Origin of the sequence: Octadecabacter sp. R77987 (assembly GCF_042466115.1) — a bacterium.
Taxonomy (GTDB): Bacteria; Pseudomonadota; Alphaproteobacteria; order Rhodobacterales; family Rhodobacteraceae; genus SW4.
Genome location: NZ_JAXHBQ010000001.1, coordinates 697,514 through 714,903, shown reverse-complemented (window position 1 = coordinate 714,903; position 17,390 = coordinate 697,514). Strand labels below are relative to the sequence as shown.

General features: G+C 59.1%; 17 protein-coding genes. 7 read left to right on the top strand and 10 right to left on the bottom strand.

The features are described 5' to 3' along the window. Nucleotides 1–195 precede the first annotated feature (195 nt). On the bottom strand, nt 196–405 hold the full coding sequence (locus SJY21_RS03585; RefSeq protein WP_377506294.1) for a hypothetical protein: 210 nt from the start codon (nt 403–405) through the stop codon (nt 196–198). After that, nucleotides 402–1,562, bottom strand: a complete 1,161-nt coding sequence (locus SJY21_RS03580) for an aromatic ring-hydroxylating dioxygenase subunit alpha (protein WP_377506291.1) — start codon at nt 1,560–1,562, stop codon at nt 402–404. The genes SJY21_RS03585 and SJY21_RS03580 overlap by 4 nt, the downstream gene beginning before the upstream one ends. A 319-nt stretch (nt 1,563–1,881) precedes the next feature. Here SJY21_RS03580 and SJY21_RS03575 point away from each other — a divergent pair, with 319 nt between their 5' ends. After that, a complete protein-coding gene (locus SJY21_RS03575) occupies nt 1,882–2,133 on the top strand; it encodes a hypothetical protein (RefSeq protein WP_377506289.1) in 252 nt (83 codons plus the stop codon). Between the two features lie 43 nt (nt 2,134–2,176). Here the strand turns inward: SJY21_RS03575 and ilvN are convergent, their stop codons facing one another. From ilvN to SJY21_RS03560, 3 genes are read right to left on the bottom strand one after another with little or no spacing between them, the layout of a single operon-like run. Continuing rightward, nucleotides 2,177–2,746 carry an acetolactate synthase small subunit gene (gene ilvN / locus SJY21_RS03570; protein ID WP_377506286.1) on the bottom strand — a complete coding sequence of 190 codons (570 nt, stop codon included), beginning with the start codon at nt 2,744–2,746 and terminating at the stop codon, nt 2,177–2,179. A 12-nt stretch (nt 2,747–2,758) separates the two neighbouring features. Beyond that, a complete protein-coding gene (locus tag SJY21_RS03565; protein WP_377506283.1) occupies nt 2,759–3,055 on the bottom strand; it encodes a hypothetical protein in 297 nt (98 codons plus the stop codon). After that, on the bottom strand, nt 3,052–4,803 hold the full coding sequence (locus tag SJY21_RS03560; protein WP_377506280.1) for an acetolactate synthase 3 large subunit: 1,752 nt from the start codon (nt 4,801–4,803) through the stop codon (nt 3,052–3,054). The genes SJY21_RS03565 and SJY21_RS03560 overlap by 4 nt, the downstream gene beginning before the upstream one ends. Nucleotides 4,804–5,239: 436 nt before the next feature. Between SJY21_RS03560 and SJY21_RS03555 the strand changes: the two genes are divergently transcribed. The 6 genes from SJY21_RS03555 to SJY21_RS03530 all read left to right on the top strand — a co-directional run bounded on the left by SJY21_RS03555 (nt 5,240) and on the right by SJY21_RS03530 (nt 13,970). Then, nucleotides 5,240–6,043 carry a hypothetical protein gene (locus SJY21_RS03555; RefSeq protein WP_377506277.1) on the top strand — a complete coding sequence of 268 codons (804 nt, stop codon included), beginning with the start codon at nt 5,240–5,242 and terminating at the stop codon, nt 6,041–6,043. A gap of 18 nt (nt 6,044–6,061) precedes the next feature. Continuing rightward, nucleotides 6,062–7,105, top strand: coding sequence for a calcium-binding protein (locus tag SJY21_RS03550; protein ID WP_377506274.1), 1,044 nt, complete (start codon nt 6,062–6,064; stop codon nt 7,103–7,105). Nucleotides 7,106–7,281: 176 nt separating this feature from the next. Next, nucleotides 7,282–9,114, top strand: a complete 1,833-nt coding sequence (locus SJY21_RS03545) for a calcium-binding protein (RefSeq protein ID WP_377506271.1) — start codon at nt 7,282–7,284, stop codon at nt 9,112–9,114. A gap of 296 nt (nt 9,115–9,410) precedes the next feature. Beyond that, nucleotides 9,411–10,493 (top strand): TRAP transporter substrate-binding protein, encoded by a 1,083-nt coding sequence (locus SJY21_RS03540; RefSeq protein ID WP_377506268.1) that lies wholly within the window; start codon nt 9,411–9,413, stop codon nt 10,491–10,493. Between the two features lie 117 nt (nt 10,494–10,610). Then, nucleotides 10,611–11,600, top strand: coding sequence for a TRAP transporter small permease subunit (locus SJY21_RS03535; protein ID WP_377506265.1), 990 nt, complete (start codon nt 10,611–10,613; stop codon nt 11,598–11,600). A gap of 18 nt (nt 11,601–11,618) precedes the next feature. After that, the gene (locus SJY21_RS03530; RefSeq protein WP_377506262.1) at nt 11,619–13,970 is read left to right on the top strand and encodes a TRAP transporter large permease subunit; all 2,352 of its coding nucleotides are present in this window, start codon (nt 11,619–11,621) and stop codon (nt 13,968–13,970) included. A 202-nt stretch (nt 13,971–14,172) separates the two neighbouring features. Here the strand turns inward: SJY21_RS03530 and SJY21_RS03525 are convergent, their stop codons facing one another. From SJY21_RS03525 to SJY21_RS03505, 5 genes are all read right to left on the bottom strand, one after another. Further along, on the bottom strand, nt 14,173–15,003 hold the full coding sequence (locus tag SJY21_RS03525) for an arginyltransferase (RefSeq protein WP_377506259.1): 831 nt from the start codon (nt 15,001–15,003) through the stop codon (nt 14,173–14,175). Nucleotides 15,004–15,078: 75 nt separating this feature from the next. Then, nucleotides 15,079–15,531, bottom strand: coding sequence for an RDD family protein (locus tag SJY21_RS03520; RefSeq protein ID WP_377506256.1), 453 nt, complete (start codon nt 15,529–15,531; stop codon nt 15,079–15,081). A gap of 86 nt (nt 15,532–15,617) precedes the next feature. Further along, on the bottom strand, nt 15,618–16,079 hold the full coding sequence (locus SJY21_RS03515; RefSeq protein ID WP_377506253.1) for a DUF2852 domain-containing protein: 462 nt from the start codon (nt 16,077–16,079) through the stop codon (nt 15,618–15,620). A gap of 70 nt (nt 16,080–16,149) precedes the next feature. Then, complete coding sequence (locus SJY21_RS03510) at nt 16,150–16,602, bottom strand: DUF2852 domain-containing protein (RefSeq protein ID WP_377506250.1); 453 nt, start codon at nt 16,600–16,602, stop codon at nt 16,150–16,152. 105 nt (nt 16,603–16,707) lie between these two features. Next, nucleotides 16,708–17,331 carry a transglycosylase domain-containing protein gene (locus tag SJY21_RS03505; RefSeq protein WP_377506247.1) on the bottom strand — a complete coding sequence of 208 codons (624 nt, stop codon included), beginning with the start codon at nt 17,329–17,331 and terminating at the stop codon, nt 16,708–16,710. Nucleotides 17,332–17,390 lie beyond the last annotated feature (59 nt).

Here is a 17,390-nt window from a genome sequence, read left to right as displayed (position 1 = left end):
GGAGGCCACGCAATCAGGTTTGACCGTTGTTTGTAATGCAACATGTGTGTGGTGCGCAGCGTTCGTTGCAGGAAAGCCCTCCCGTGGGGGAGGTCGGGCTTGGCGCATGCGCGCCGGGGTGCAATGCGAACCTACGGCGTGAGGAACCTTTCCACACGGTGGGCTTGCGACGTGTTTGCGGACTGGTTGCCCCCGTCAAACCCGCCCGTGCACGGCCAGCCGCGCATGCAGCGCGTCCGTGTCGGGGTGGCCCATTTCCAGCGCATAGATATAGGCGTGGGTCAGGTAAAAGCAGCTGGCGTCGATGTCATTGGTCACGCTGCCTGCCTCACCGTAAAGCGTGACAAGCGCGCGGCGGTCGTCGCGGGCGTGGGCGGCCAGAAGACGGTCGTCCAGATCGCTCATTCTGCCGCCTGTGCCCTTGCGCGGTGGGACTGAATGCAACCGGCAACCCAATCGTGAAAACAATGAGTTGGCCCGTCCATGGCAGGGCTGAAACGGCCGCCGTCAAAGGATGGGGCAGCGCGCCCCTTTTGCATGCCCTCGACCACGAAAATGTCCTCCTCGAACACGCCGCGCCACAGATGGGCGTTGCGCGCGCGCATGTCCTCGCTGACCTGCGGGTCGGCGTAATACAGGTGCACATGTTCGGTGGTCGTGGTCTGGGTATTGGGTTCCAGAATGATCACAAAGGTGTGGTCACGCTGCGCACCCAGCAGCACGTTGGGATAGATGGCGACATATTCCGCGCCCGTATCCCATTTGTCCGAAAGGTTCGCAAAATCGGGGAACACCATGTCATCGGGCCCTTTCAACTGGCGGTAAACCAGCGTGCCCTGGCCCGAGTACTTGCCCTTTTGTTCGATGTGATAGTGATCCTCGAGGCGGGAATAGCTGTTCAGACCGGGGTGAATCCACGGCAGGTGATAGCTTTCGCAGTAGTTTTCCACGGCCAGCTTGAAATTGGTTTCAACCTTCAGATCAAAGCGGCTGTCCGCACCGCCGTGATACATGGGCTGGTCAAACTCGCGCCAGCGGTCCAGCAGATCGGCGTGGACCACTTCAAACGGGTCGGCCTTGCCGTCGATATTGATGAACACGGTGTCAAACCAGATATGGCTGCGCACCTCGTTCAGCCCCAGATCGTCCTTGACGATGGCGGGGTGGGTGTTGTGGCCCGCACCGCCCACATGGGGTGTGCTGACCAGCTTGCCGGCGGTGGAATAGCACCAGCTGTGATAGGGGCAGCGGATCGCACCCTCGATCTTTTTGGGTTCGCTCACCAGAATCATGCCACGATGGCGGCAGATGTTTTCAAAGACACGGACCTGCCCCTCGCGGTCGCGGATCAGCAGCAGCGGAATGCCGGCAAATTCCATCGGCACCGCATCGCCGTTTTCCGGCACATCGGCTGCAACGGCGAGTCCGGACCAGCTTGCAAACAGGACCGCGTGCTTTTCTTCCTCGAACATCGCCGGGTCAACGTAGTGGGCATTGGACAACCCGTGCGCGGTTTCAAGCGGCGCGCGGACAGCGGACAAATCAGACGGATGCGTGGCCATGGCAGGATTCCCTCATGCAAAAGATGGCCAATTTTAGCAGCAGAGCGGGGCAAACGCGCAGTCTGTGCGCGACTTGCGCAATCCCCACCGCGACATCGTTTCGGCAAAGCCTTGCGCAAAATCCCCATGCGGATGGGTCACATCTGGCCGATGCAATTTGATCGGCGAAACGGCGCAAGGGGCGGGGTGCAAAATGCGCGCAAGGCCGCGCGGATTTGCCATTTTCGCACCACCTGATAGCATGTGATCAGGGCAAACCCTTATCTGGGCCATGAAGACGATGCAGTCTTCAAACCATGTCCTAAAAGGAGACGACGAAATGACTTCCAAGTTCAAGATCGTGACGCCCGTCCTTGTCCTTCTCGCAGCCCCTGCCTTTGCGCAGGAAATGGATGCGGCGATCGACGTGAACGGGGACGGGATGTATTCCTTCCCCGAACTTCAGGCGGTTGACGGCGAACTGACCGAGGACACGTTCACCGTGATGGACGTCAACGGTGACGGCCTGCTTGATGCCGAGGAAGTGGCCGCTGCAACAGATGCGGGCCTCATGCCAATGGCTGACGGCTAACGAATTATGCGCCCCCGCCGCGACGGCGGTGGGGGCTGCACCTTCAGGCGAAATCCACGCCGCGCGCCAGTGCCGCAACACCCGTGCGCGCCATTTCCACCAGACCGATCGGGCGCATCAGGTCGGCAAAGGCGTCGATCTTTTCCGGCGTGCCGGTGATTTCAAAGACAAACAATTCCAGGGTGCTATCCACCACATTGGCGCGGAAGATATCCGCCAGACGCAGGGCCTCGACCCGCGCGTCACCTTTGCCTGCGACCTTGAACAGCGCCAATTCGCGTTCCACGCTGGCGCCTTCGACGGTCAGGTCATGCACCTCGTAAACCGACACGATCCGACCCAGCTGCGCCTTGATCTGTTCGATCACCTGCGGCGTGCCGGTGGTGACGATGGTAATGCGCGAGCGATGCCCTTCATGGTCAATCTCGGCCACGGTCAGGCTTTCGATGTTATAGCCGCGCCCTGCAAACAGCCCGATGACCCGCGCCAGCACACCGGGCTCGTTTTCCACGACCACAGCCAGCGTGTGCCGTTCAATCACCTCCGAGAAGGTGGGGCGCAGGTTATAGGCGGAATGACTCGTCGCGCCTTTTTTGATTTTGAGTGGGGACATGGGGCTAGTCCTTTAGTTGGCTGCCGTGCAGCGGAAATTTCGATCGGGGCTGTCTTGTTTGGCGATGACTAACATTCGAGAGCATACGGCTTCATTGTTGGCGTAGCCGACAAGCAGTATCATTTTTTCCCATCCAATGACGGTTTCCATCTCCAGCCACTGATCAGGGACACCTAGCATCCCACGTGGCAACTGCCTGACAAACTCCGCGAGGATCGTTTCCTTGTCATCAAATGAAACGTCGGCCTGGGCATAACTGGAGAGGCTGGCAAGTGAAGAAACTAAGCATGCACCAAATATCCTGATCACACCAACACGCTCCCCTTAGCATCAATCGCACCAGAGGTGCTTGCATCACCCAGCAGCATTTCGTTGTGGGCTTTGCCGGAGGGGATCATCGGGAAGCAGTTTTCGTGCTTTTCCACCAGACAGTCGAACAGGACCGGTCCGTCGTGGTTCAGCATTTCCATAATCGCATCGTCCAGATCGGCAGGGTCGTGGCACTGGATGCCCTTGGCCCCGAATGCCTCGGCCAGTTTCACGAAATCGGGCAGGGATTCAGACCAGCTCGACGAATACCGCTCGCCGTGCAGCAATTCCTGCCACTGGCGCACCATGCCAAGGCGTTCATTGTTCAGGATAAACTGTTTGACGGGTAGGCCGTATTGCATGGCCGTACCCAGTTCCTGCATGTTCATCAGCCATGACGCTTCACCGGCGATGTTGATCACCAGCGCGTCGGGGTGGGCCATCTGCACGCCAATCGACGCGGGGTGACCATAGCCCATCGTGCCAAGGCCACCGGATGTCATCCAGCGGTTCGGGTCTTCAAAGCCCAGATATTGCGCGGCCCACATCTGGTGCTGGCCCACTTCGGTGCAGATATAACGGTCGTGGTCCTTGGTCAGCGCCTCAAGCCGTGCCAGCGCATGCTGCGGCTTGATCACCTTGCCCTTTTGTTCAAACTTCAGGCAGTCGACCTTTTGCCATTCCCTGATCTGATCCCACCATTTGCCGACAGCCTCGGCATTGGTTTTGCGACCACCCGATTTCCAGACCTTCAGCAAATCCTCAAGCACATGGGCCACATCGCCCAAGATCGGGATATCGACGCGGATCACTTTGTTGATCGACGAGGCATCAATGTCGATATGCGCCTTGGTGGATTTCGGGCTGAAGGCATCAATGCGCCCGGTGATCCGGTCATCAAAGCGCGCGCCGATGTTGATCATCAGATCGCAGTCGTGCATCGCCATGTTGGCCTCGTACAACCCGTGCATCCCCAGCATGCCCAGCCATTTGTCGCCAGAGGCGGGGTAGGCGCCAAGGCCCATCAGGGTCGAGGTGATCGGAAAGCCCGTGGCCTCGACCAGTTCGCGCAGCAGCTGGCTGGCGGCAGGGCCGGAGTTGATCACGCCACCGCCGGTGTAGAACACAGGGCGCTTCGCCTTTTCCATCGCGCGGGCCAGTTCGGTGATCGAGTCGATATCGCCTTTCACCTGCGGGGCGTAGTGGCTCTTGCGTTTGGCTTTTTCCATGTAGGCGCCCGTGGCAAACTGCACATCTTTGGGGATGTCGATCAAAACGGGGCCGGGGCGGCCCGACATGGCCACATGAAACGCCTCGTGGATCACGCCCGCCAGCTTGTCGGTTTCCTTCACCAGCCAGTTATGTTTGGTGCAGGGGCGGGTGATGCCCACGGTGTCGGCCTCTTGAAAGGCATCGGACCCGATCATGAAGGTCGGAACCTGCCCCGTCAGCACGATAATCGGGATACTATCCATCAAGGCATCGGTCAGTCCCGTCACCGCATTGGTCGCGCCAGGGCCGGATGTCACCAGCGCCACACCGGGTTTGCCGGTCGCGCGCGCATAGCCTTCGGCGGCATGGACCGCGCCCTGTTCGTGGCGCACCAAGACGTGGCGGATTTCGTTTTGCTGAAAGATCTCGTCATAGATCGGTAGGACAGCACCACCGGGATATCCAAAGACGACATCCACACCCTGATCCTTCAGGGCTTGGACTACCATTTTCGCTCCGGTCATTTGACGTGTCATCGTGTTTTCCTATCTCTGACGTCTTTATCGTTTGGCATAAAAAAGCCCCCGAGGTTTCGGGGGCGCATGGGAACCTGTCTGGGTAAACCGTTACCGGCCCATGCGCGATTTTCCTACGACGACTAGAATGTGTGTCATTCCTTGGGGTCCTTCATATGCGTGCGCAGACTTTATGCATGCGCGGCAAGGGGGGTCAACAGGCGGATTGGAGAAAAGTTCGTCTGAGGGCGCTTTTTCGCAACATTCTTACAGGCGGGCGCCCTTGGGGCATTGTGTTGAGCACTCCCGCGCGCACCGATTGTTTTCGATCCGGAAACAGTCGATCCGTAAGACGGGCCGCAACGCGGTTCAAGGCAGAAAAACCTTTCAATTTCATTGACTCCTGCTGGATCGGCCCGCAATTTTGACGGGTAACGAGTTTCTATGGGGGTAGAACATGGCCTTTGATATCCTGACACCGCTGCAAGCGACCGACACCGCATTTCCGGGCGGCGCGCAGACCTACGTCAACAATCTGCTTGCGCCGGATGTGGCGAACCTTGATGCCGATGGCGGATCGCTAAGTGTGGCCGAAACGGCTGACGGTATTGTTGTCAGTTACACCGCCGCCGATGGCACGGTTACGGACACCCCCGTCGATCTGCCCGCCGGTTACGGCCTGACGACGGTCCTTGATATCTACGCCGACGATCCGGTGGAAGAAACCGCCCAGCCTGCGGTGTTCGGCCTTGGGCTGGATAGCTGGCTTTTGCCGATCGACGGGCAGGGCAACAACCCCGCCGGATTCCTGCAGATCGAGATTGGGGGGGATGGCACCGCGAACGTGCTGGCCACCGACACCAGCACCGCGTCTGATGCATTCACTGTGGCACCTGACCAAAGCGGTCTTGTCTTGCAGGTCATGGGCGACGGGCGCGTGGCCTACGGGTTCGAGGGCGATAGCAGCTTTGGCATTCTGTCCGAGCAGAACGGCGTGCTTGTGGCAGATGCGGTCTTTGCGTCCGGCAATGACGGCTGGCAGGCGCATTTCATTGCGCTCGACAACGGCGAGTCGCTGGGCATTTTCCAGAATGCAACGGGCCTTGAGACAACATTGGACATCACGCAATACGATCCGCAAGGCAACTCGATGGCGTTTGAAGCCTTCTTTGCCAGCGAAGCCTTGGATTTCGACGACCTCCAGATTGCCGCGCAGATCACCGACGAAGGCGAACTGGCGCTGTTCTACACAGGTCTGTAAGATGGCGAACAGGTCACGTTGGAACGGGTCATTGACCTGCTGCCCGATGCCGATCTGGTCTTTGACCAAGGCACCGAAGGCGATGATACGGTCATGCTGGACGATGCCGATAACGTTTATGACGCGCTGGGCGGGGACGACACGATCAAAGGTGGCGGCGGACGCGACGAACTGAATGGCGGTGACGGCAACGATAGTCTTGATGGCGGTGCGGGCGATGACGGGATTACCGACAGCTACTTTGGCGGAAGCACCGGCGATGTGGTCAGCACCGGCGGTTTGTTCGGTGGCGCGGGCGATGACAGCCTGAACGGGCGTGATGGTGTCGATTATCTGGACGGCGGGGCGGGCAATGACGATCTGCGCGGCGGCGATGGTGATGACGAACGCTTTGGCGGCAGTTCCGACGCGTATGGCGGGCTGTTTGGTGGCGAAGGTGATGATTTCATCCGTGGCAACCACGGTCGCGACGACATGTATGGCGGCGCGGGCAATGACGATATGAACGGCGGTTATGGCGACGACCGTGTTGATGGTGGCGAAGGTGACGACAAGGTGTCGGGTTTTGACGGCCTTGACCGGCTTTATGGTGACGCGGGCAACGACCGGATGCACGGCGGGCGCGGTGATGACTTTCTGTATGGCGGCGACGATAATGATGTCCTGATCGGGGCTGAAGGCGACGATGTCCTGAGCGGCGACGCGGGCGACGACCTCCTGATCGGTGGCGATGGCAACGATACCTTCTCTTTCGCTGTCGGCACGCGCGAGACCGAGGACGCACCTTTGGACGCAGTCGACAACGGCACTGACACGATCAAGGATTTCACAAGTGGCGAAGACAAGATCGCGCTTCAGTCCCAGGTCTATGATTATCCCGGCGCGGGAGGGGACGCGGAATTTGACGATTACGTCCCGCCACCGCCCGCCCTGACCTTCGACGATATCTTTTTGTCGCAAGAGGACAGTGTGGCGATCATTCAGGCGGGGGAAACGACGATCCGGTTGAACGGTGTCGATGCAGATGATCTGAGCGAGGACGATTTTATCTTCGGGATTTGACGCTGGCGACTCGCGGTGATGTGTCGTTTCTGAATTGGAAACAGTTGATAAGGCACGGCTTTCAATCGCGATAAGCTAAAAGGGCAACTTGCCGAACCCTTGCTGATCTGTGACTGTTAATCATTGATTAACGATTGCGCCATTTCGCGCGACACATAGGCCTGGGGGGGCACACTATGACACTACTCGCTGATTTTGTGAACGCACGTATCGCGGATGGGGCGGTGATTGGTGCGACAATCACCATTGAACTGGACGACGGCACCGAAGTGTTCCTGTGGCAGGAACAAGCGGAGTTTGACGAAGATACCTATGACCTTGGGCTGACGATCATCGGCGCGGACGGTCATGTGCGCGTGTCCGACGGGGATGAATTTGCATGGATCGGGCCGGGCATGTCGGCTGACAGCCTGTTGCAGGTGGTCGATATTCCCGCCGACAGTTTCGTGCAGCCGGGCGCAGGCCAGGTTGGCTTTGCCGTTGAATATGACAGCACTGACATCGAAGGGTCGATTGTGCGGATGGACCTTGTGGTTGATCCGGTTGCCGACAATCTGATCGACGTGGGGCTGACACCGATTGCCGCGTTTTCCGAGATCGAACTGCTGGAAGATGGCGATCCGGCAATCATTGGCACCCCATTCAAGGACCAGATATTTGGCCGCGATGGCGATGACCTGATCTATGGCAAGGACGGGCACGACTTTATTTCCGGCGGATCGGGTGACGATGAAATCCATGGTGGCGCAGGCGGGGATTCCCTGCATGGCAATACCGGCGATGACGTGATCAAGGGCAACAAGGGCGATGATTTCATCAAGGGCCACACCGGCCACGACTATCTTCAGGGTGGCGAAGGTAACGATCATATTTCCGGTGGCATGGGCAACGACAGCGTTTACGGCGACAAGAACAATGACACGCTTTATGGCTACCGTGGCGAAGACAACCTGCATGGCGGTGACGGCAACGACAGCCTTTTTGGTGGCGCGGGCGCCGATAGCCTGCACGGCAACAAGGGTCACGACATCATCTATGGCGGCGGCCAGAACGATTTCATCCGTGGGGATGCGGGGGCCGACACGCTGTTTGGCGGGATTGGCCGCGACATAATCTATGGCGGGCTTGGCAATGACGAAATTGACGGCGGCGCCAGCAGCGACCGAATCCTGGGCGGCTATGGCAACGATGTGATCAAGGGCGGCAGTGGCTGGGACACGGTTTACGGCGGCGAAGGCAGTGACAGTGTCGCGGGCGGCTGGGGCAACGACTATATCAATACCGCGGGCAACCTGAACGACTTTGGCATCAGCGGCAGCCCTGATCGCGGCTATCCGGGTCTGTTTGCTGCGGATGATGATCCCGATGACGACGCCGACATCGTGCGCGGTGGCCAGGGCCATGACACGATCATCACCGGCGATGACGGCGACCTTGCGACAGGTGGCATGGGTAATGATTTCATTGACGGTGGCTTTGACGACGACACGCTGAACGGCAACGCGGGCAATGACACGATCATCGGCGGTGAAGGGTCCGATCTGATCCGCGGCGGGGCTGGCAATGACACGATCTATGCCGGTCTTGATCCGTCCTTCCCCGATCTGTTGAACGTGCCTGATGATGCCGGTGATCTGGTGACAGACAACGGCCAGGATATCGTCTGGGGCGGCAGCGGCGATGATACGATCTATGGCGCGGATGACGACGACACGCTTTATGGCGGCAGCGGCGATGACATGCTGCAAGGCGGGATCGACGACGACATGCTGACCGGCGGGCAGGGCAATGACGTGTTCGGCTTTGGCGCAGGCGATGGCAGTGACACGATCACCGACTTTACCAGCGGCGCGGACAAGATCGCGCTGACCGGTTTCGAGGGTTTGACGTTCGATGACATTTTCCTCAGCCAGGACGACAGTGCCGCCGTAATCGCGGCGGGCGATGTGACAATCCGGCTTGAGAATGCAGATGCCGACGACCTGAACGAATCCGACTTCATTTTCTAGGGCGTTTGCGGGGTGCCGATGGTGCCCCGCCGCCGACGGGAAAGGTCACGCAAAGTCACCTCCGAATCGTTCCCGTTACAAGCGCCTTATTTTTAGGCCGTTTTCGTACTGATCCGCGCAACTGCGACATGTTGGCGCTATCAGAGTGCCAAATTGGTAAGATTTTTTTACGATTTCGGCAAAGTTGGCGATTTAGGGTATTCAAATGAAGACAGTGTGTCGCTAGGCTTTGGCCAGTCTTAGGACGTTTTGCCTCCGGGAGGGGGGCAGAACTTTGCACACTCGGGAGGACCTAAATGGATCGTCGTTCTTTTCTTAAAACATCAGCGCTTGGTGGCACCGCTGCCGCAGCCACAACACTGGCTGCACCGGCTTACGCGCAGGGCAACCGCACACTGACCATGGTGACATCCGTCCCCGACGGGTTCGCCGTGTTCGACGATGCGGCCGTGCACTTTGCCGAGCTTGTCAACGCAGGCACCGGTGGCGCGCTGACCATCGACAAAAAACCCGCCGGTTCGCTTGTGGGCGCCTTCGAGGTGTTTGACGCCGTGTCCGCAGGGCAGGCTGATATCTACCACTCGGCAGATTACTACTTTGGCGGCCAGCACCCCGGCTTCTATTTCTTCACGGCTGTGCCTTTCGGTGCGACCGCGCAGGAACTGGCAACGTGGTATTACCACGGTGGCGGCGCTGAACTGCACGACGAGTTGGGCCAGATCTTTGGGTTGAAATCGTTCCTTGCCGGGAATACCGGCGCGCAGCCCGGCGGTTGGTTCCGCAAGGAAATCAACTCGGCTGACGACCTTCAGGGTCTGAAGTTCCGTATGCCCGGTCTTGGTGGCAAGGCGCTGGGACTGACAGGCGCATCCGTGCAGAACGTGCCCGGCGGCGAAATCTATCAGGCGCTGTCGTCCGGCGCGATTGATGGTGCCGAATGGATCGGCCCGTTTGCCGATGAACGTCTTGGCCTGCAGGAAGTCTGTGAATTCTACTACACAGGCGGCATGCACGAGCCGGGGTCGGCCCTGACCGCATCCTTCAACCGTGATGTCTGGGACAGCCTGTCCCCCGAGCATCAGTCGATTGTCGACAGCGCAGCCGCGGCGACCCACCAGTGGAGCCTGACCCAGTCGCACGCCAACAATGGTGCGGCACTTGATCGTCTGGTTGCCGGTGGCACCAAGGTGATGCAGTTCCCCAATGACGTTTGGGATGCACTTGCCGTTGGCGCGAAAGAGGCGCTGGACGAGTTCATGGGCGACGAGCTTTATGCCCGTATCCGTGCCAGCTTTGATGCATCGGTCGCGTCCTCCTCGGCGTGGATCCGCCAGTCGGATCAGGCCTTTACGGATCAACGCACACGGATCAACGGCTAAGCCGCAAGCGATGCCAATCAATCCAGCCCCCGCCACGGTGGGGGCTGGTTTCGCGCAGCCACAGCCAGCGTGCTGTGTGGCGCACCTTGAATTTCCAGTTTTGGGGGCACGAGCCAGATGGAAGAAGAAGTCCTGACAGGATTTTGGCCGGTGTATGACACCTGGTTGATCCAGAACATCACCGCCCTCGAAGGTTACGGGGCCTTGGGTTGGTTTTTTGGCAATCTGATCGAAGCCCTTTACAACATCATCTTTGCCCTTACCCATCCGGCCATGTGGCTGGACTGGCTGTCCTGGGCCAACACCACCGAAGACAAGGAATCGCTGATGCGGTTCATCTATTACGGTGCCTCGGTCGAACTGTTCTTTGCGGTCTTCGTTCTGTTCCTGATCGTGACCACGGTCGGGCTGTTCCGCAACCGTTTCATGTGGGGCTGCGTGCGCGCCCTTGAAGGGTTCGCCAACACGGTCGGGCGCTTTTTTGCATGGGCCGGCCTGTTGATGGTGCTGCAACAGATCGTCATCATCTTTATGCAGCGGGTCTTTGCGGTCGCGGAAATCAGCCTTGGGTTCGGCGCGGTCTTTACCAAAGACGTCAGCTGGTGGGCCGAGGAACTCAAGTTTTATAACGCTTTGATCGTCTGCATGTGCGCCACCTACACGTTTGTGCAGGGCGGGCATGTGCGGGTCGATCTGGTGTATGCCGCCGTCAGCCACGGCAAGAAACGCATGATCGACATGTTCGGCAGTCTGTTTTTCATGATCCCGGCGGCGGTGCTGACGTGGATGTATGGCTGGTTCTTCATGTGGCGCCATCTGGTGGTGCCCAACCCGTCGGCATCCGATACGCTGGAGCGGTTGATCACCAAGGCGCGCGCCCTGCGCTGGAACGTGGAAACCATCGGGTTCAGCCCGAACGGGTTCAACGCCTATTTCCTGTTCAAGGTGCTGCTTGTGACCTTCACATTGATGGTGATGTTGCAGGCCGTCGCGTTCTTTTACCGCTCGTATCTTGAGTGGAAAGAGGGGCCTGACAGCGAAGGCAAGTATCTCGACAAAGACAGTTTGGGTGACGCGCAAGCCGAACTCGTGGCCGAAATTCACTAATTCAAAGGCAGAACCCTAATGATCTTCGGACTTGATGGCGTCGAAATTGGCCTGATTATCGTGTTCCTGTGTTTGTTCGCAGGCATCCTTTCGGGCTTTCCCGTCGCGTTTTCCATCGGTGGCTCTGCGGTCATCTCGTTTGCGATCATTGCCGCGCTGGATAGTGGCGGCTACCTGATCCATCAGGCGATTGACAAAAGCACGCCGGAATATGCCGCGCTGATTGCCGAAGGGGTCAAACCGGAAAACATATCGGTATTCAGGTTCTCTGACCTGCCAAGGCTTGCCGAACCTGTGTTCGTGCAGGGCTGGGAAATGGCACTGGATCGCAACGTGTCCTTTATCGTCAACCGCATGAACGAACGGGTTCTGGCGGGGCAGTCCATCGAAACGCTGCTGGCCGTGCTGATGTTCGTGATGATGGGGATCACGTTGGAACGCTCGCGGATTGCCGACGATCTGCTGACCACGATGAGCCGGGTTTTCGGCCCGCTGCCCGGTGGTCTGGCCGTGTCGGTTGTTGTTGTGGGGGCGTTCCTTGCGGCCTCAACCGGTATCGTCGGGGCGACCGTTGTGACCATGGGCCTGCTGTCGCTGCCAACGATGTTGCGCAACGGCTATTCGCCGTCACTGGCCACAGGTGTGATTGCGGCATCCGGCACCTTGGGTCAAATCATCCCGCCATCCATTGTGATCGTTCTGCTTGGCACTTTGGCGGGGGATATCTATTCCGCCGCGCAAGAATCCCGCGCGATTGCCGCGGGCTGCACAGACGCGCTGACATACCTTGGCGAACCGGCGGTGGTGTCGGTGGGGACGCTGTTTCAGGCGGCGCTGTTGCCCGGTATCTTGCTGGCATTCCTTTATGCGGCCTATGCCTTTGGGTATGCGCTGTTCAACCCGACCCATGCACCCGCTGTCCACGTCGAGGGCGGCCAAAGCAGCGGTGTGACCCGCAGCGAAGGGCTGACATGGTTCGTGCTTGCGCCCGTCGGGTTGATTGTGGGCGTGATCCTGATGGGCAATATCGGGCTGGTCGGGTCGCAATCCATTATCGTTGACACTTATTCCGACACGGGCGAGTCCGCGAGCCTGCGCACCAATGTGGGCGAGGACTGCGCCGCCGCGATGATCGAACTGCACGGCCAAGAGGCCTGGGATACCGCGCTGGCGCAACAGGCGGTGATTGACGAAGCCGGGGGCGTCGAACAAGCCCACCAGTTTACCGACGACGAACGTCAGGCGCTGGTCGATGAAAAGGTCGCCAACGCACCTTGGATCGGCACAGGGATCGCGATTTTGGCGTTGCTGATGGCGCTGGTGTTGACAACGGCGCGCGGCGTGATGCCAGCCGCCGATCCACGCCCGCTGATCATTGGCGCGGCCGGTGTGGTGCTGATGCTGTTGGTTGATGTGTTGTTTATCGGGGCGCTGACATCGCCCGGCATGACGACGATCCTGATCGCCATTCCATTGCTGATCATCTTTTACGGTCTGCGTGACGGGGTGAAACGACTGGCGCAGAACGAATTGCTGCGTGTCGTGTTCCCGCCGCTGGTGCTGATCGTTGCGGTGCTGGGTTCGATCCTTGGCGGGATCACCAACCCGACACCGGCTGCCGCCCTTGGGGCCGGTGGTGCGATCATGCTGGCCGCCTTTCGCAAGCTGAAAGATCAGGAACGGTCGGGCAACATCATCCTGCTGGGCACCGCTGCTGTTGCGCTGATGCTGATTGTCGGTGTGAACTTCGACATGCGGTTGGGTCAGGGCACGGTGGCGGTTGAAGATTACATCGCCTACCTCGTCGCCTTTGGCGCGTTCCTCTATGCCTGTTTCTCGATGGGGTATGCGCTTTGGGTGCTGCTGTCGGGCGGTGTCCTGTCGCCGGTCGTGCGCGAAACGGCCAAGGTCACGTCGATGGTGTTCACCATTCTGATCGGCTCGCAGATGCTGAACCTTGTGGTGATTTCCTTTGGTGGTGAACACTATATCCAGCAGTTCCTGCGCAGTTTCGACAATGAATGGCAGGTGTTCTTTGTGGTCATGTTGGTGCTGTTCGTGCTGGGCTTCGTGCTTGATTTCCTTGAAATCATCTACATCGTGATCCCGATTGTCGGCCCCGTGATCTATGGCGGCACGATGGACCCGAAATGGGTAACGATCATGATCGCCGTGAACCTGCAAACCAGCTTCCTCACGCCGCCCTTTGGCTTTGCGCTGTTCTATCTGCGCGGGGTTGCCCCACCCGAAGTGACGACCGGCCACATCTACAAGGGTGTGCTGCCGTTTGTGCTGATCCAGGTGGTGGGGCTGGCATTGCTGACCCTGTTCCCCGGCGTGGTGACGATTGTGCCGAACCTGATCAACTAGGTTTCAAACCCCGCACGGAAGGCCGCAGGCCGCCGTGGATCGTCAGGCCGCCCCGCCGGGCTGGCGATTTGGCTGATGTGGGTGCGACGCTGAAATGTGGGACCGTGCTTGGCGACCATCAAGTGCCAGCCAGCAAGATTTGATCGCCATCTCGCGGCCTGCCAATGCAAGGCTTGCGTTGCGCGCCGCCGATCCCGCGTTCCTAGACGCTCCGGCTGCCCGGCAGGCTGATCTGCGCGACCTGTTCGGCAATCGGTGCAACCGAAAGGGGATGGGTATCCGCTTCGTATTGCGCGGGATCGCCAATGTCCTGCCACGCGCCCTTGCGGTAAATCTCAAGCCCTTTGAACTTGGCTTTGTAGTCCATCTTGGGGCTGCCGGGCACCCAATAGCCAAGGTAAACATAAGGCAGGCCCATTTCGCGCGCGATGGCGATGTGATCAAGGATCAGATAGGTGCCAAGGCTGTGTTTTTGCCGTTCCGGGGCAAAGAACGAGTAAACCATGCTCAGGCCATCATCCAGAATATCGGTCAGGCACACTGCTGCCATTCCGTCATAGCCGTCATCTGGCGCGTCCGGGTCGGTGTATTCGATCAGACGGGTGCGCACGGGCGTTTCCTCGACCATGGCGGCAAATTCAAACAGATCCATATCGGCCATGCCGCCGGTGGCATGGCGGCTGTCCAGATAATCGCGAAACAGCTGGAACTGTTCTTCGGTGGCCCAAGGCGACATGGCGCGGCGTTGCAAATGGCCATTGCGCTTGTCGACACGGCGCTGGCTGCGCGAGGGCGCAAAATCGGCCACGCGGATACGGGCCGACAGACAGGCGCTGCATTCCGCACAGGACGGGCGATAAAGGACATTTTGCGAACGCCGGAAGCCCTGCTTTGACAGGCTGTCGTTCAACTGCTCGGCCCCTTCGCCTTGCAGGGCCGTGAACAGCTTGCGCTCCATGCGCCCGTCAAGGTAGGGGCACGGTTGCGGGGCCGTCACGTAAAACTGCGGCGCAATGGGAAGCGTGTGGCGCATATCATCCTGTTCGCGAGTGTTCAGCGCAGGTTAACAACGGATGATCGCCGCGCCAACCCCGCCATTTTCGGCGGGTCAGGCCATGCGGTTCAGCATCGCCGTGCCCAGAACAGCATCGCTCAGGCCCTGCTTTCGCGGGTTCACGGCCATCAGGATGATCGACACCAATTGCAGCGGGGCCATCGCCATCGACACGTAATATCCCAACGTGTGCAGCATGGCCGTCTGGCCCGACAGGCGCAGCCCGTCATCTTCGCGCAATTCGATCGCCATCAGGCGCATCCCCCAGGTGGCCGATCCTGACGCAAGCGTGGACCAGCGATAAAGAAAGCCGATCACGAACATCAGAAAAGGGAAGTAAAACACGGCCGTAAAGGCCGTAAACGGCGTGGCGATCAGCGCAAGGATCACCACCAGCGTCACATCCGCGATCCACGCCACCAGGCGTTTGCGGTTCACGCTGGCGTAAAATTCGGGGTAGCGTTGCGGGTCGGGCAGGGCTGTGGTCGGGGCCATGGCGGCGGTCATCTGGTTGGTCCTTTGTAAAAGATGTGGTTGACGCCCCTCGCATGTGCAAGGGGCGGGTCAGATCAGGTGCCGGATCAGGCGCCAGATCAGGCGTCGTCGTCGATCATTGGGCGCTTGGCGCGCGCATCCATGAAATCGTCGAATTCGGATTTGTCTTTGGCATCGCGCAGACGCGTCAGGAACCCTTCGAAATTCTGCTGCTCGATTTCCAAACGCTCAAGCATATCAGCGCGGTAGGCGTCAAAGTTCGCGTTACCGGAACTGGTCGCGGCGGCCTTTTGTGCTGTCGTTGGCACCAGCGATTTCACCGCTTCATCCAGATTGCGCGGGGCGGCAGATGGCGTGCCCGTCGGGGCAAATCCGCCACGCCATGCCAGGATCAGGGCGATCAGGATACCGGCGGGCCAGAACACGTTCAGCGCGACAATCGTGACGGGAATGGCGAAGGCCGCGAACAGAAGGGTTGACAGAACCTGCACCGCGACCGGCATCGGCGCCGGATCGGCAGGGCGGGCGGAAAGATCAAAATTCTCGGCGGTCATGGTCATCGGATTTGTCCCTGTTGTAGATGGTGTGGTGACAGGGTGCCGCGCGATTACGGGGCACCCTGTGCGCGACCTAGGCGGCGTCGTCTTCGTCGGTGTCGTCTTCGCTCGGTCGTTTGGCACGGTCTTCCATGAATTGGTCGAACTCGGCCTTGTCCTTGGCGTCGCGCAGACGTTCAAGAAAGCTCTCGAAGTTCTGCTGTTCTTCTTCAAGGCGGCGCAGGGTTTCGGTTTTATAGGCGTCAAATGCCGTGTTGCCGGACGATTTCATCGTCGTGCGCAGATGGGAATGTGCGTGGCGCCGTGTGGCGCATTTGCCAGAAAACATGCGTTTGCTCCAGATCATATAGGCTAGCAGGGCAAGGCCGACAGGCCAGAAAACGATAAAGCCAAGGACCATTGCGGCGATCCATGCACCTTTGCCACGCTCATCAAGCCAGGCCTCGGTGCGGGCGAAAAAGCCACCCGAACGCACTTCGCGTGCGTAGGGCGCGTTATAGTCGATGTTGGTGGACGAGGTGGTCATCAGGGTGCTCCATGCTGTGTTTGCGTTGATGTGAATGCTTTTCACATTACAGCAGATGGGGCGGGTCTGTGGAACCTTCAAGAGGGCATGTAAATGTTTTTTACATTATTCCGAAGTCAGACAACCCGGACCCGCCGTGATGTTGCTTGGTCCAGCGGCAATCAGTTCGCCGGCATTATCCCAATACCCATCATCCTCGCCCATCTGCGCAAAGTAGTTATAGCGCTCAATCAGGGCCGCGCGTTGCTCGGGCGCATCAAGGGCATATGGGGCTCTTATGATCGTGCTCAGGGTCACCATATCAGCGACTGTCGCTGTGGCGAGGGTCTTGTGCAGCCGTCCGTCAAGCGCGGCGATGATGCCGATACAGTTACCGCCGTAATCCGTTGACTGAATGAAAAGCGAAAGAATTTCATCGTGCGTGAATGCTTCGGCCAAGGCGTCAACCGTGCGTTCCCGCGCGGCCATCCAAGCTTCGTCATCCGGATCGCGCGGCGTGATGCGGCGCGCAAGATCGGTTGTGATACGTGATGCGATGGCGGGGTAGGCGTAGAAATTCCTGTCCTCGGCAATAAATGTCGGGGTTACGATGTCTTGTGGAAAGATGATTGCAGGATCAAGACCGTTGTCACGCACCAACACGCGGACATCCTCTTGCGCGTCTAGCGCCCATAGCATCGCCATCGCAGCAACGATTGCAAACAGCGCTAGCAAAATTCTCGGTCTCATAGCACCCACACATCACGTGCCGCATCGTGCCAAGCTTTTGGGCGATTGACCAGCCCCGC